The organism is Hyphomicrobium sp. 2TAF46 (assembly GCF_052114865.1).
GTDB lineage: Bacteria > Pseudomonadota > Alphaproteobacteria > Rhizobiales > Hyphomicrobiaceae > Hyphomicrobium_B.
The window spans coordinates 304945-319709 of the sequence record NZ_JBFRFO010000006.1 but is presented as its reverse complement, the minus strand read 5'-3'; the positions used below and the strand labels follow the sequence as shown (position 1 = coordinate 319709).

Below are 14765 nucleotides of genomic sequence, written 5' to 3'. Positions count from 1 at the left end.
GCTGAAGCTTGCGTGGATCCCGGCCTTCACCGGGATGACGTTCAGTGTTCTCCAGGAGTTAGCGTGTCCTAAGACAATACGCTTTTCACGACCTGCTTGATCTGGTCGAGTGTGAAAGGCTTCGAGATCGACAGCAGGCGGCGCACCCTGAGACGGGCGGCGCGCTCCAGCTGGTCCGTGAAGCCCGACATCAAGATAACGGCGAGCGCGGGCTTCATGATGAGCGCCTTCTCGGCGAGGGAGATGCCGTCGAGCTGGGGCATATCAACGTCAGTGATCAGGATATCGAAGGCGACGCCGTTGGCGCTAAGCGACTCCAGCGCCTCGACGCCGTCCTGTGTGACGTGGACGGTATGGCCATCAGAGCTCAGAGCCCGTCTCACGAGGTCACGAACCGCAGCATCGTCGTCTGCGAGCAGGATCATCGCCATTTCTACCGCCCCTCCCCCTCTTGTATTGCGCATGACGACTCGCGTTCCGCGAGCCGGCCGTCATGCGCGGAAAGAACCCGTCATTCCAGTCTAGTCGACGAGGCGGCCTACGAAAGGCAGCTCCCTGTACCGGTGCGCGACGTCCATGCCGTAACCGACGACAAACACGTTCGGGCATTCGAAAGCACAATAGTCCGGTTCGATCGATACGGCGCGCGGTGCCTTCTTGTCGAGCAATACGCACGTTTCGATGCGCGTCGCGCCGCGGGCCGAAATCAAATCCTTGGCAAAAGCCAGCGTACGGCCGGAATCGAGAACATCGTCGATCAGAATGACGTGCCGGTTCTGAACATCGAGATCCAAATCGCGCAGAATCGTCACTTGACCCGACGATTCCCGGCTTTTCCGGTAGCTTGAAAGCGTCAGGAAATCGACTTCCGGCGCAAGGCCAGCGGCATAAAGGGCCCGCAACAGATCGGCGGCGAAGACGAAACTGCCCTTGAGAACAGGCACAACCAGAAGGTTCTGGGGGGCTTTGGCCGCGATTTCGGCGGCAAGGACCCGGAGACGAGCGCCAATATCCTCAGCAGAAAAAATTGTTTCGATCGTCAGCTTGGCGTTTGAATCGGGCATTTGAACATCCTGTCGTTCAGGGCGATCGTCGGGCTGGACCCTGAAGGATCCTGTGTACACGACCGCGCCACAATCGTAATCGATTGATCATTGTGTCTGCGACGTGTCTATACGTTGCGGGCTTCGCAAAGTGCTTCGAATATCCACTGTCAAGGCAAATACCTCTTGATTCGCTTGACGAATGTCGGACTGAAATACGACAGAGGGCCTGAGGTGCTGCAGGATGTGACGTTCCATCTGCGGCCAGGTTCCTTTCACTTTTTGCATGGGGAATCCGGGGCGGGTAAGTCATCGCTGCTCCGGCTGATGTTCATGTCGCTGCATCCGAACCGCGGGGAAATCCGCATGTTCGGCGAAGATGTCACGAAAGTCCGGCCGCAGAAGCGCGCCCAAATGCGGCGGCGCATCGGCATCGTCTTTCAGGATTTCCGGCTGCTCGACCATTTGACGGTCTGGGAGAATGTCGCGCTGCCGCTACAGGTGATCGGCAAGAAGCCGTCCGACTACCGGGAGGACGTCACGGACCTGTTGCAATGGGTTGGGCTGGGCGACCGGATGTATGTTAATCCATCCGTGCTGTCGGGCGGCGAGAAGCAACGCGCGGCCATTGCCCGGGCGGTCATCGGCAAGCCGGAAGTTCTCCTCGCCGACGAACCGACAGGAAACGTCGATCCGCAGATGGCCCGGCGCCTTCTCCGGCTGTTCGTCGAGTTGAACAGGCTCGGCACCTCCGTCGTAATTGCGACGCACGATCATCAGCTGATGCGGCAGTTCAAAGCGCCGCGCATTGAGGTGCACAAGGGCCATGTCCGGATCATCTAGCCGCTTTCCCGGGCGTGTCGAGCCGGCAATGCCGCTGCCGGCCTACGATCCCTATGACGAGCCGACCACGGGCGTGACCGCGCGCACGGGGGGCTATCCGCCGCAGTATGGCGACGCTGAACAGACGGTGACGGCGGAAGATCCGCAACGCAATCTGAAGCCTCCCGCGCGTGACAGCGACCGGGCGCGCAAAATGAAAGTGACGGCTCCGGTCGTGCCGCCGGGCTCGGTCACCGGCCGGTCGCTGACGCTGGTCATCGGCATCATGTGCTTCCTCGCGTGCCTCACCTCAGGCGCGGTCTGGATGATCAAGGAATCCTCCGACGCCTGGCTCAACGATATCGCGAGCGAGGTTACGGTTCAGGTCACTCCGCAAGAAAATGGCGACATCGACAAAGTCGTCGCGGACGTCGTGGCCTATCTGAAGAAACAGCGGGGCGTTGCGAGCGTCAACGCCTTGAGCCTCGATCAATCGGCGGCGCTTCTGCAGCCTTGGCTCGGTTCGGCCGATGCGCTGAAGTCGCTTCCGGTGCCGCGTCTGGTGGCGGTCGAGGTCAACCGGACCGACCCGCCGGATCTCGCCGAAATCGGATCTGCTCTCGGACGGGATTTCAAAGGCGCTTCGCTCGACGACCATCGGCGCTGGCAGGCGCAGATCCGGGCCGTCACGCGATCGCTGGCGTTGGGAGGGCTTGCGATCCTTGTACTCGTCGGCGCGGCAACCACCGCTATCATCGTGTCGGCGACGCGCAGCGCCATGGCCTCGAACCGCGAGATCGTCGAGGTTCTGCATTTTGTCGGCGCTACCGATAGGTTCATTGCCCGCGAATTCGAGAAACACTTCTTGAGGCTCGGGATCAAGGCCGGCATCGTCGGCGCGAGCTGTGCCATGCTGGTTTTCATTTGTATGCCAGCGATTACTGAATTGCTGGGCGGGGGGGCCGTAAGCGCCGTCGAGATGCAACGCCTGATCGGTACGGGGGCGCTCGATGCACTCGGCTACGTCATTCTGGGATTTGTCGTCGTAACCATAGCCGGGCTCTGTATGGTCACATCCCGCGTCGGCGTCTATCGCATTCTGAATGGGCAACACTAACGGCCACTGCCGAAAAATCTCGCTCCCAGCCGCGTGCCAACGCGCGTGATTTCGTGTAGGGCAACGCCGTGACTGAACGGCGGGGAGGCTGCGTGACCGGTTCAAATCGGTTACACTTCGTCCCGCTGAGCCACTGACAGACAGGCGACACGAACAAGTACATCCCGCGAATGAAGAAGATCTCTCACGCGCTGGTTCTCTTGCTGACGCTCGGCGCTGCCGCGTTGGCATTTGGCTTCGTGCTGTTTGCGGTTTCGGTCACCCGGGACGATGCCGCCAACCTCGACAAGGCGGACGGCATCGTGGTTCTGACGGGCGGCGACAACCGGATCGAAGCCGGCGCGAAGCTGATGAGCGAAGGCCGCGCGAAGCGGATGCTCATCTCGGGAGTGAACCGCAAAGTCAGCCGCGAAGAGATGCAGCGCATCGTCAAAATCGACAGTCAGCTTTTCAATTGCTGCGTCGATCTCGGATACGAAGCGCTCGATACGGTCGGGAATGCCGATGAGACGCGAACGTGGGCCAATACGAACAGCTATACGAAGCTCATAATCGTGACGTCACGCTATCACATGCCGCGCAGCCTCGCTGAGCTCGCTCTCGTCATGCCGGGCGTCACGCTGCTTCCCTACGCGGTCACACCGAAACGCTTTCCGGAAACCGCCTGGTGGCTACACGTTGCGACGACGAGGGTGCTGCTTTCCGAATATCTGAAATTTCTTCCGGCCGTCGCGCGTCTCACCGCGCAGCGCGTCATCGACTGGCATGACGGGCAATCGGTCGCGATCATGCCGCAGAAGCGCGTCGATGGCTGACAGCACAATGGACCAAACCTTGCCCCGGCCAAGCGCGCTGGTCATCGCGCGGTCGCTTATTTATTTCGTCGTCTTTTACGTCGTCACCGCGCTTTATCTCGTGCTCGGCTCATGGCTGCTGATCGGGCCGCGCCCGTGGGCGATGAAGGGGCTTGAGGTGCATGGGCGAACCTGCGTCTGGCTGCTCGATTTGATCTGCGGGACCAAGCTCGAAGTTCGCGGCCACGAGAATTTGCCGAAGACGGGATGTCTGGTCATCTCCAAGCATCAGTCGGCGTGGGACACCTTCGGCCTCATTTCGCTCTTTCGCGATCCGGCGATCGTGCTCAAGGACGAGCTGAAGTGGATTCCGTTCTACGGCTGGTTCTGCGTGAAGTTCGAGCACATTCTCGTCAAACGCGAGAAGGCTTCGGCGGCGCTGAAGTCGATGATCCGTGACGCGCGGCAGCGCATCAGCATCAATCGCGAGGTCGTCATCTTTCCGGAAGGCACGCGTACAGTACCGGGCGCGCCCCCCGATTATAAGCCGGGTTACGTCGCCCTTTACGAGGCCCTCGGCGTCGTCACTGTTCCACTTGCCCTGAACTCGGGTCTCTTCTGGCCACGCCGGAGCCTCTGGCGATATCCCGGAACGATCGTCGTCGAGTTTTTGCCGCCGCTACCACCCGGATTACCGCGTGCTGAATTTCGTTCGCGTATCGAATCTGCGATCGAGGCGGCGAGCACGCGGCTGATCGAAGAAGCCGCGAGAAGTCCCTCTCCGCCACCGCTTGCACTGGCCTATCGGGGCACGCACGCCGGTTGACGTTTTCCAGGTTTTCCGGATGCGGATGATGTCCGGATGCCGCTACGCCGCGGAAATCCGCATCGCGGCCATGGTTTGTTGTACGCGGACGCCTCGCCGATATGGCACGGTCGAGTTCTCGTACATTTCCAAGCATGGAGACGTCCAAATGCGCACTGCCGCCCGATTGATGTGGGCCGTTCTCGCCGTCGGAGGCGCTGCCATGGCAGCCGCGCCAGCAGAAGCCAAAAGCTGTTTCAAGAAAGCCGCCGAAGGCGTCGCCCTCAGCGAGCAGCTCGCGCACTTCCAGGTCGATGCCGCCCTGCTGCAGGCGACCGATTGGAGCATCTATTTCACCTGGGTATCCGGCAACGGCACGCCCGGCTATTCGTTCGGTCCGCGCCATTACAAGTGCAGCGCCGGAACTATCGGCTGGCAGTGCAAGGGCGAAGCGACGCTCTGCAAGCTCTGAGAGCGCAGATTTCCGAAGACGTCAGTGCCGTCTGCTTGTCGTTCGGGTCACCCCGGGCGCTCAGGCAGGCGGCATTTTTCTGGCTGCAACGTGCATCGCGATTGACAGCAGGTTGCTAAGAACATATAGTGAACGCAATTTGAAAACGGGGTTTGCGTTCCTATATTCCGGGCACCTTGATGAGCGCGATTTTGTCAGATTTGCCAGCCATTTCCGACGCTATTTGGCGGCGTAAATACCGCTTTGCCGGATCGTCCTCCGCAGCGGCCGACAAGACGTTGGAGGACACCTTCCGGCGGATTGCGAACGCTGCGGCTTCGGTCGAGAAGCCCGATAGCCGAGAGGCGTGGGCCAGCGCCTTTTACGATGCGGTGGCCGACTTCGGCTTTCAGCCGGCAGGGCGCATCCTCGCGGGCGCCGGCACCGACAGAAACGTCACCCTTTTCAACTGCTTCGTTCTGGGCCGGATCGACGACGACCTTTCCAGCATTTTCGAGAACGTCAAAGAGGCGGCGCTGACGATGCAGGCGGGCGGCGGCATCGGTCATGATTTCTCGACGCTTCGGCCGCAGGGCGCGCCTGTCAAAAGCATTGGCGCGGACGCCTCGGGGCCCGTCAGCTTCATGGACGTCTGGGACGCGATGTGCCGGACGATCATGTCGGCTGGTCAGAGGCGCGGTGCGATGATGGCGACGCTCCGGTGCGATCATCCCGATATCGAGGCATTCATCGCGGCGAAGGCGGACGCGCTACGGCTCAGGAATTTCAACCTTTCTGTTCTGGTGACCGATGCGTTCATGAGCGCCGTCAAGCGTGGCGCCTCGTGGGATCTCGTTTTCGAAGGCAAGGTCTATAAGACGGTCGAAGCGCGCGCGCTTTGGGACAAGATCATGCGCGCGACCTACGATTACGCGGAGCCGGGCGTCATCTTCATCGACCGGGTGAATGCCGCCAACAATCTCGAATATTGCGAGACGATCTCGGCGACGAACCCGTGCGGCGAGCAACCGCTTCCTCCCTATGGCGCGTGCCTTCTGGGATCGATCAATCTTGCGCGCCTCGTCGAACATGCCTTTACGCCTGCGGCCGGCATCGACCGCAACAAGCTCGAAGCGCGCGTCTCAACGGCTGTCCGCTTTCTCGACAACATCATCGATATTTCACGCTATCCCCTCGAAGCGCAGGCGCAGGAAGCGCGTGCGAAGCGCCGCATCGGTCTCGGCATCACGGGGCTGGCGGATGCTCTGATTTTTCTCGGACTTCCTTACGGCAGTCCAGCAGCGCGCGAAAAGGCCGCCGAATGGATGGCGGCAATTCAGAATGCCGCCTATCGCGCCAGCGCCGCTCTTGCCGCCGAGAAGGGTGCGTTTCCGCTTTACGATGCGGAGGCTTTTGGCGCGCGTCCGAACGTGTTGCGGCTCGACGCCGACGTGCGCGAGGCGATTGCGGCGCACGGCATCCGCAACGGCTGCATCACTTCGATCGCTCCGACAGGGACGATCTCTCTTCTCGCAGGTAACGTATCGAGCGGCATCGAGCCCGTTTTCGATTTCGTCTACCGGCGCCGCGTCCTCCAATCTGGACAAACGGCGACCGAAGAAACAGTCGAGGATTACGCCTACCGCAAATTTCGATCGCTATCGGGAGAAGGCGCGGCATTACCGGAAGYGTTCGTCACCGCCGATACGCTTTCGCCCGTCCAGCACATCGCGATGCAGGCAGCGCTGCAGCCCTACGTCGACAGCGCGATTTCGAAAACGATCAATTGCCCTGAGAACATTTCCTTCGAGCAGTTCGAAGACATTTATGCGGAAGCTTTTGATCTCGGTCTCAAAGGCTGCACGACCTACCGGCCCAATGCGATTACTGGTGCCGTTCTCTCGCGTTCGAGCGATGGCCCAGTCGAAGCCGAGGTTCCGCCCGGCGAGATTCCGGCCGCTCGGCAGGCATCGATGCCCAGAGTGCTCGAAGATCCGGCGAAGTCGGGCGATGTCGTCTATATGACGAAGCCGCTCGAGCGCGATGCGGCGCTCGAAGGCGTCACCTACAAGATCAAATGGCCGGCGAGCACGCATGCGCTTTACGTGACGATCAATGACATCATCCGCGATGGACGGCGGCGCCCGTTCGAGATCTTCATCAACACGAAGAACCTCGAGCACTACGCCTGGACAGTCGCGCTGACGCGCATGATCAGCGCCGTGTTCCGCCGCGGCGGCGACGTCACGTTCGTTGCCGAAGAGTTAAAGGCGGTTTTTGATCCCGAGGGTGGGCGCTGGATGGGCGGGCGTTACGTTCCGAGCCTCTTGGCGGCCATCGGCGACGTCATCGAACAGCATATGATTCACATCGGGTTTCTCACCCGTGACGACGAGGTCCGCGACGACACTTCGAAACGCCAGCCTATCGCCGCGGTGCAGCGGATCTCCGGGGACGGGGCTCTCGGACCGCAGGAGCACGTTTCCGCGCTCGCCACGGCCCGCATTTGTCCCAAATGCGGAGATCGGGCTTTAAGGCATATCGAAGGCTGCTGGACGTGCGCCAATTGCGATTATTCGCGGTGCGGCTGATCTCCGGCAATTAACAATACCGAAGCAGCCGCAATCTCTTCTTGCGGCCCCGCCACGCCTCAAATCGCTAACGCGCGTTGACGTTTGCGCCGATGAACCGCGCATACTCGGACGGAGTGTTTGCAATCCGCTCCGTTCTCAACACTTCATTGACCATCGGGGCGCGGATGAGGCAATCGCGTCAAATTTTCGGACCAAAGTTCACCATTCCTCACGGCCGGGCGGGTATCACTGTTGCAAAGACAGTCATCGGCAAGTGTCGCCGATAAGGGGTGTGCGTTATGAGTGCCGAAATTATTCAGCTTGCTGCGTTCCGAGCTAACCGGCAGGCGGCCGAACCCGCTCCGCTGGCGAACCTGGGAACACCGCTTCCTGAAGCTCCGCCGAGATTTCATTTCTGGACCGGCGCGTCGGGCAAACGCTACGTGCACACCGTCTACAGCCTCTTCGACTGCCCGACGTTGGAAGACGCCAACTACATTCTCGTCCGCCGGAGCGACCGCTCACGGCGTACGGTTCTCGCGATCGGCCGTCTCGCCAACCGCTGCCCGACGCAGAACCTCGCGGAGATCCGCCAGCATTCGGCAGCGCTCGGCGCCGATGAAGTTCACGTGCACCTGCTCGCATCCTCATCGCAGGAAGCAGAAGCGGTCGAGGCCGATCTCATCACCGCGCAGTTCCTGATGGAACCGCACTCGGCTTAAACGCCGAGCGCCGCAAATTCACTTCGAGCTATCTTTTGCGCGAGCGGGGGACCGGCCGAAGTCGGGCTGCGCCGTATCCTGCCCTGCCTGAATGATCCCGCGCCGGATCGCGCGCGCTTCGGTGAAGAGACGTTGCAGCGTGTCGCCGTCAGCAAAACGGATGGCGCGTTGCAAAGCGGTGAGATCTTCCGCGAAGCGGCCGAGCATTTCGAGTACGGCGTCTTTGTTGTTCAAAAAGACGTCGCGCCACATCACCGGATCGGAAGCGGCGATGCGCGTGAAATCGCGAAAGCCGCCGGCCGAGAATTTGATGACCTCGCTGTCCGTCACGCGCTCGAGATGGGCTGCCGTATTGACGATGTTGTAGGCGATCAAGTGCGGGACGTGGCTCGTGATCGCGAGCACCATGTCGTGATGCTCGGGCGTCATGATCTCGACGTTCGAGCCGAGCTTCCGCCAGAACTCTTCCAGTTTTGCGAGCGCTGCGGGATCAGCTGTGTCGCCCGGTGTCAGGATGCACCAGCGTCCGTCGAAGAGTTCGGCAAAGCCTGCGTCAGGGCCTGATTGCTCGGTTCCCGCGATCGGATGTCCTGCTATGAAGTGAACGCCCGCTGGAATGTGCGGCGCAATGTCGTTGATGGGTGCGGCCTTCACCGAGCCGACGTCAGAGACGATCGCTCCCGGTTCGAGGTGCGGTCCGATCGCTTCTGCAATTTTCTTGTAGGCGCCGACGGGCGTGCAGAGGATGACGAGATCAGCGCCTTTCACGGCGTCAATTGGATCAGCGTATGCCTTTCGGACGAGGCCGAGTTCTTCTGCCCTGGCACGCGTCTCGGGTGCAAGCGCGCAGCCGACGATGTCGCCGACGAGCCCAGCGCGGCGCGCTGCATGGCTGATCGACGAGCCGATGAGGCCAATGCCGATCAGCGCCAGACGCTTGAACATCGGCTTGGCCGTGCTCACGTTTGTACTTTCCGGTTTGGCCATCAAGCCGCGCCCTTCAGGTAACGGGCGAGCGCTTCGATGACGCGCTTGTTGTCGTTCTCGGAGCCGATCGTCATGCGGAGCGCGTTCGGGAAGCCGTAAGCACCGACTTTGCGCACGATGATGCCGTTGGCTTTCAGGAACTCGTCAGCTTCGGATGCGGTCTTGCCGCCGATGCCGTCGAAGTGGATCAGCACGAAGTTCGCAACGCTCGGCGTCACGTTGAGACCGAGCTTCTCGAGTTCACCCACGACCCATGGCAGCCATTTATCGTTGTGAAGCCTGGCGCGCTCCGTGTGCTCGATGTCCTCGATCGCGGCGGCGCCTGCGGCAATCGCCGGAGACGACAGATTGAAGGGGCCACGGATGCGATTGAGCACGTCGGCGACCTCCGGCGGGCAATAGGCCCAACCGATACGGAGTGCGGCGAGCCCATAGATTTTCGAGAACGTGCGCGTCATGACCGTGTTGGCGGTCGTGGCGACGAGCTCGAGCCCGGCTTCGTAATCGTTCTTGCTGACGTACTCGGAATAAGCGGCATCGAGTACGAGCAGGATGTCGCCGCGGAGGCCGGCGCGCAGGCGGCGTATTTCCTCGATCGGGATGTATGTGCCCGTCGGGTTGTTCGGGTTGGCGATAAAGACGACGCGGGTCTTCGGCGTGACGGCTCTGAGAATCGCATCGACGTCCGTCTTCAGGTCGCGTTCGGGCGCCACGACCGGCGTCGCGCCGTTCGTCAGAATCGCGATGCGGTAAACGAGGAAGCCGTGCGCGGTGTAGATGGCCTCGTCGCCGGGACCGAGGTAGCCGCGCGCCAAGAGGCCCAGGAGCTCGTCCGAGCCCGATCCGCAGACAATGCGGCGTGCGTCGAGGCCATAACGCCGGGCGATGGCATCGCGAAGCAAGGTCGCCTGACCGTCCGGATAGCGCTCCAGCTCGCCCGCCGCCATCTTGAAGGCCGCGATTGCCGCAGGGCTCGCCCCAAGAGGTGTCTCGTTCGATGATAGCTTGACGGGGGGCAAAACGCCGCCCGCCTTGCTTTCGCCGGGGATGTAAGCGGCAATGTCCAGGATGCCAGGACGTGCAATCGGCGCAGTAACCACCATATATTATCTCGAATTCTTGAACGGTCTTGTCGATTTCGGGCGCATTGATAGGGTCTTCACCACTTGAAATCAAAGTTTAAAGTTGACTTTATCTGCGGCCAGCCTAGCAAGCCCGCCCTACCCGTTTAGCTCCTGGGACATCGAACCGAACCGATGACTGGCGCCTCGCCCAATCTTGTTGCCCCTGTCTCACTGCGGCATCCCCAGGTGGATACGCCGTCGAGCCCGGTCGTGCATTTCGACGCTAGTGCGCCGCTCCGCCTTGCCTGCCAGCAGGATCTGGCGCCGTTTTCCATCGCCTATGAGACCTATGGCGAACTCAATGCGGCGAAATCCAACGCAATTTTGATCTGCCACGCGTTAACCGCCGATCAGTACGTCGCGAGCCGCCACCCCATCACCGGCAAGCCAGGGTGGTGGAATAGCATGGTCGGTCCGGGGAAGCCGATCGACACAGACCGGTTCTATGTCATCTGCTCGAACGTCGTTGGCGGCTGCATGGGCTCGACCGGTCCGGCATCGATCAACCCGAAGACGGGCGCTCCCTACGGCCTCACCTTTCCGGTCATCACGGTTGGCGACATGGTCGAGGCGCAGGCGCGCCTCATCGACTATCTGGGCATCGACCAGCTGTTCGCGGTGATCGGCGGCTCGATGGGCGGCATGCAGGTTCTCGAGTGGGCGTCGCGCTACAAGGATCGCGTGTTCGCGGCCGTGCCGATTGCGACGGCGGCTTGGCATTCCTCTCAGAACATCGCGTTTCACGAGGTCGGCAGACAGGCGGTCATGGCCGATCCCGAATGGTCGGGCGGCAACTATTACGCTGCGGGAACCGTGCCGAAGAATGGTCTCGCGGTTGCGCGCATGGCCGCGCACATCACGTACCTTTCGGAAGAAGCGCTGCATCGAAAATTCGGCCGGAACTTGCAGGACCGGTCGTCGCTGTCGTTCTCGTTCAACGCCGAGTTCCAAGTCGAGAGCTATCTGCGTCATCAGGGATCGACGTTCGTCGATCGCTTCGATGCCAACAGCTATCTCTACATCACGCGCGCTCTGGATTACTTCGACATGCGCGAAGGCGCAGGCGGTGTTCTCGCCAATGCGTTTCGCGGCACGCGGACGCGTTTCTGCGTCGTGTCGTTTACCTCGGACTGGCTATATCCGACGCGCGAGAGCCGCGAAATCGTGCAGGCGCTGAACGCGGTTGCCGCCAACGTCTCGTTCGTCGAGATCGAGAGCGATAAGGGCCACGACGCGTTTCTTCTCGAAGAGCCGACGTTTTTCGCGACGATCCGCGGCTTCCTCAATGCCGCCGCAACGAAGCGCGGCCTCGGCGCGGCGGAGGCGCGGAAATGAACGCTCCCGATCTCGGAAAAATCGTTGGCGGACCGAAAGTCCCGCGTGTCGACCATGTGCTGATCGCCGAAATGGTGGAAGCGGGCTCGCGGGTTCTCGATGTCGGCTGTGGCGACGGCGAGCTTCTGCAGCTCTTATCCGAGCGCAAGGGCGTTGACGGACGCGGCGTCGAACTGCAGCGCGACAAGGTCAACGCGTGCGTGGCGCACGGCCTTTCAGTCATTCAGGGTGACGCCGATCGCGATCTCGACAATTACCCCGATCAGGCCTTCGACTACGCCATTCTTTCACTCACGATCCAGGCGACGCGGCAGCCTAAAAACGTGCTCGAGAATTTGCTCCGGATCGGGCGCCGGGCCATCGTTTCGTTCCCGAACTTCGGTCACTGGCAGGTGCGCACGAAGCTGCTTTTTTCCGGCCGCATGCCGGTCAACGATAACCTGCCGGACCAGTGGTATCTGACGCCCAACGCGCATCTCTGCACGATCCGCGATTTCGCCGATCTCTGCGAACTTGTACATGCGAACGTCGAGCAGGCGGTCGCATTCAACGCCTATGGTGCGCGCCTGCCGATCAAATGGTCGCTGTCGATGCAGAACATGTTCGGGGAAAAGGCCGTGTTTCTATTGCGCGGCCCGGGGCTACCCCCCGCCAATCGCTAGAAGCGGCGGACGCCGGTCGTGCTGCGCGTCTCCACCGGTTTAAGACTTGCGGGTTGAGCGATCCGCTTGCCGGTGCCGACGGGCGCCATAACTTCCTTCTTCGCCTCGACCAAGATGACGCCTGCGACGCCGATCGACATACTCGATCCGAAACGCTCCAACGGGTTCGCGACGCGCAGCAACAGGCGCTGGTTGACGGGCGGAAAATAGAGCGCCTCACCCCAATCGACGGGCGTGAAGAGCGCGTCGGTGAGCTGGGTTTCGAGCTGCCCGCGGCTGAACGGCAGGCCATGTCCGAAGGGCGTCCGGTCGATGCGCGACCAGAGACCCCGGCGATTGGGAACGACGAACAGCGCCCGGCCGTCCGGCTTCAGCACCCGCCACATCTCGCGGAGCAAGGGTCCGGCGCGCTCGGCCTGCTCCAGGCAATGGACGGCCAGGAGCCGATCAACCGAATTGTCAGGCAATGGCCATTGGTTCTCCGTGACGAGAACCGAGTGACAGTGGCCTGCCCGAGGCCAGACGATTGCCCCCTGCCGGGCCGGCATCAAGCAGGCAAGGCGGGCTGCTTCGGTCCGGAAGGTGCCGAGGAACGGCGAGGCGAACCCGACGCCGGCGACGGTCAAGCCGTTCACCCGGTTCCAGCGCAAGCGTATGGCCGTCGCAAGCTGCCGCCGAACCACCCGGCCTAGGGGGGTTCTGTAGAAATCTCTCAAGGTCTTTGCGTCGAGAGGCATCTTGGCGCTTACCAGGATTGAAAAAAATCGGTTCTACCGGGTCTGTCTCTAAACGATCCGGGGCGACAGAGACAGCCCGAGCTCGCAAAACCCTCCACTTCTCTGCGTCGTTTCGTTACGTTTGACACGGCAGACGCGTCCAACCAAAGTCCCCGCCATGGGAGCTCTCGATATCGTTCTACTGCCGTGCCTGGCGGATAATTACAGCGTTCTTCTGCACGAGCCGGAAACCGGCGAAACGGCCGTCATCGACGCGCCTTGCGGAGCCGCGATCAAGTCCGCCTTGGCCGAACGGGGCTGGCGGCTCAATCACCTCTTCATAACGCATCATCACACCGATCACACGGCCGGTATTACCGAACTCAAGGCGCACTACGGCGCGAGCGTGACGGGTCCGGAAGCTGAGGCGGACCGCATTCCGGGGCTGACGCGCGTCGTAAAGGCGGGAAGCAAACTCGAATTTGCCGGTCACCCGGTCGAAGTTCTCGAAACACCGGGCCACACGCTCGGCCACGTCACGTACTACTTCCCGAAGGATGGACTGGCCTTCACCGGGGACACGCTCTTTTCGCTCGGATGCGGGCGCATTTTCGAGGGCGACCCAGAGACAATGTGGGAGTCGGTCTCGAAAATCGCGGGCTTGCCCGGCGATACCCGGATTTATTGCGGCCATGAGTATACGCTCAACAACGCCCGCTTCGCGCTGACCATCGAACCGGAAAACGATGCGCTGAAAAAACGGGTGGCCGAGGTCGAAGCCATGCGCGCGGCCGGACGGGCGACGCTGCCGACCACGATCGACGTCGAACGGGCAACCAATCCGTTCCTGAGGCCAGGATCGCGTGCGATCCAAGCTCGTCTCGGGATGCTCGGCGCGCCGGATTGGGAAGTGTTTGCGCGCCTCCGCCAGTTGAAGAACAAGGCCTGACCGGCCGCCCGAGGAGGATCCTTTGAAGCGAGATCTCTCCGGCGACGATGTGATCGAAATGCTCGGCCTTTCTCCGCATCCGGAGGGGGGACATTTCCGCGAGACGTTTCGCGATGCGGCCGAGCCTGGAACGCGCGGAGCTTCAACCGCCATCTACTTTCTTCTGAAGGCCGGCGAACGCTCGCACTGGCACGCGGTGGACGCAGCGGAGGCCTGGCACTTCTATGCGGGCGATCCCTTATTGCTCGAAGTGTCGCCGACGGGCGGCCCTATCACGCGCATTCGTCTCGGCGCCGACCTCGGCGATGGCGAACGACCCCAAGCCGTCGTTCCTGCCGGTCATTGGCAGCAGGCACGCAGCCTTGGAAAATGGACGCTGGTCGGATGCACCGTGGCACCGGCCTTCATGTTCGAAGGCTTCATTCTGACGGCGCCGGATTTCTCTCCGGACGCGCCGCCATCCGTCGATTGAGCGGCGAAGCTGCAACAGCAGAAAGCCTTTCGCCAACAATCCACACGTCGTCCCCAACTGCGTTTTCCGGAGCCGTGGCGCGATGGCCTTCCATCCACGGGTTAATTGCCTCTTTCCTCCGGCAGTTAGGTGGCGCTTCTTGCTGGAGGCCTTCGACTCGTCAACAGTGACGGCGAATCATGTTCCGATTCAC

The 14765-nt window shown here is 61.5% G+C and carries 16 protein-coding genes; 11 read left to right on the top strand and 5 right to left on the bottom strand.

The window, feature by feature from the left end; genetic code table 11:
* Positions 1–68: 68 nt before the first annotated feature.
* Both AB4Z24_RS14710 and hpt read right to left on the bottom strand, forming a co-directional pair.
* Positions 69–431 (bottom strand): response regulator, encoded by a 363-nt coding sequence (locus tag AB4Z24_RS14710; protein WP_441709346.1) that lies wholly within the window; start codon positions 429–431, stop codon positions 69–71.
* Between the two features lie 90 nt (positions 432–521).
* Positions 522–1064 (bottom strand): hypoxanthine phosphoribosyltransferase, encoded by a 543-nt coding sequence (hpt, locus tag AB4Z24_RS14705; RefSeq protein WP_441709344.1) that lies wholly within the window; start codon positions 1062–1064, stop codon positions 522–524.
* Positions 1065–1229: 165 nt separating this feature from the next.
* Between hpt and ftsE the strand changes: the two genes are divergently transcribed.
* The 7 genes from ftsE (at position 1230) to AB4Z24_RS14670 (ending at position 8327) form a co-directional block, all read left to right on the top strand.
* Positions 1230–1886 carry a cell division ATP-binding protein FtsE gene (ftsE, locus tag AB4Z24_RS14700; protein ID WP_290995990.1) on the top strand — a complete coding sequence of 219 codons (657 nt, stop codon included), beginning with the start codon at positions 1230–1232 and terminating at the stop codon, positions 1884–1886.
* Positions 1870–2982 carry a cell division protein FtsX gene (locus AB4Z24_RS14695; protein ID WP_441709342.1) on the top strand — a complete coding sequence of 371 codons (1113 nt, stop codon included), beginning with the start codon at positions 1870–1872 and terminating at the stop codon, positions 2980–2982. The genes ftsE and AB4Z24_RS14695 overlap by 17 nt, the downstream gene beginning before the upstream one ends.
* Positions 2983–3152: 170 nt before the next feature.
* Positions 3153–3797 carry a YdcF family protein gene (locus tag AB4Z24_RS14690; protein ID WP_441709340.1) on the top strand — a complete coding sequence of 215 codons (645 nt, stop codon included), beginning with the start codon at positions 3153–3155 and terminating at the stop codon, positions 3795–3797.
* Positions 3790–4602 carry a lysophospholipid acyltransferase family protein gene (locus tag AB4Z24_RS14685; protein WP_441709338.1) on the top strand — a complete coding sequence of 271 codons (813 nt, stop codon included), beginning with the start codon at positions 3790–3792 and terminating at the stop codon, positions 4600–4602. Before AB4Z24_RS14690 ends, AB4Z24_RS14685 begins: the two co-directional genes overlap by 8 nt.
* A 148-nt stretch (positions 4603–4750) precedes the next feature.
* On the top strand, positions 4751–5053 hold the full coding sequence (locus tag AB4Z24_RS14680) for a hypothetical protein (RefSeq protein WP_290995986.1): 303 nt from the start codon (positions 4751–4753) through the stop codon (positions 5051–5053).
* Positions 5054–5232: 179 nt separating this feature from the next.
* Complete coding sequence (locus AB4Z24_RS14675) at positions 5233–7623, top strand: adenosylcobalamin-dependent ribonucleoside-diphosphate reductase (RefSeq protein WP_441709336.1); 2391 nt, start codon at positions 5233–5235, stop codon at positions 7621–7623.
* Positions 7624–7904: 281 nt separating this feature from the next.
* Positions 7905–8327 carry a hypothetical protein gene (locus AB4Z24_RS14670; protein WP_441709334.1) on the top strand — a complete coding sequence of 141 codons (423 nt, stop codon included), beginning with the start codon at positions 7905–7907 and terminating at the stop codon, positions 8325–8327.
* Between the two features lie 18 nt (positions 8328–8345).
* On the opposite strand, the gene AB4Z24_RS14665 is transcribed toward AB4Z24_RS14670, so the two are convergent.
* A complete protein-coding gene (locus AB4Z24_RS14665) occupies positions 8346–9272 on the bottom strand; it encodes a prephenate/arogenate dehydrogenase family protein (protein ID WP_441709463.1) in 927 nt (308 codons plus the stop codon).
* Between the two features lie 41 nt (positions 9273–9313).
* Positions 9314–10417, bottom strand: coding sequence for a histidinol-phosphate transaminase (hisC, locus tag AB4Z24_RS14660; protein ID WP_441709332.1), 1104 nt, complete (start codon positions 10415–10417; stop codon positions 9314–9316).
* A 153-nt stretch (positions 10418–10570) separates the two neighbouring features.
* On the opposite strand from hisC, the gene metX reads away from it, so the two are divergent.
* Positions 10571–11773: a homoserine O-acetyltransferase MetX gene (gene metX / locus AB4Z24_RS14655; protein WP_441709330.1), complete on the top strand. Its 1203-nt coding sequence runs from the start codon at positions 10571–10573 to the stop codon at positions 11771–11773.
* On the top strand, positions 11770–12435 hold the full coding sequence (gene metW, locus AB4Z24_RS14650) for a methionine biosynthesis protein MetW (protein WP_290995980.1): 666 nt from the start codon (positions 11770–11772) through the stop codon (positions 12433–12435). Before metX ends, metW begins: the two co-directional genes overlap by 4 nt.
* On the opposite strand, the gene AB4Z24_RS14645 is transcribed toward metW, so the two are convergent.
* Positions 12432–13172: a methyltransferase domain-containing protein gene (locus AB4Z24_RS14645; RefSeq protein ID WP_441709328.1), complete on the bottom strand. Its 741-nt coding sequence runs from the start codon at positions 13170–13172 to the stop codon at positions 12432–12434. The two genes, metW and AB4Z24_RS14645, sit on opposite strands and share 4 nt — an antisense overlap.
* Before the next feature lie 157 nt (positions 13173–13329).
* Here AB4Z24_RS14645 and gloB point away from each other — a divergent pair, with 157 nt between their 5' ends.
* Both gloB and AB4Z24_RS14635 read left to right on the top strand, forming a co-directional pair.
* The gene (gloB, locus tag AB4Z24_RS14640) at positions 13330–14100 is read left to right on the top strand and encodes a hydroxyacylglutathione hydrolase (protein ID WP_441709326.1); all 771 of its coding nucleotides are present in this window, start codon (positions 13330–13332) and stop codon (positions 14098–14100) included.
* Between the two features lie 22 nt (positions 14101–14122).
* Positions 14123–14572, top strand: coding sequence for a cupin domain-containing protein (locus AB4Z24_RS14635; RefSeq protein WP_441709324.1), 450 nt, complete (start codon positions 14123–14125; stop codon positions 14570–14572).
* The last annotated feature ends 193 nt before the right edge of the window (positions 14573–14765 follow it).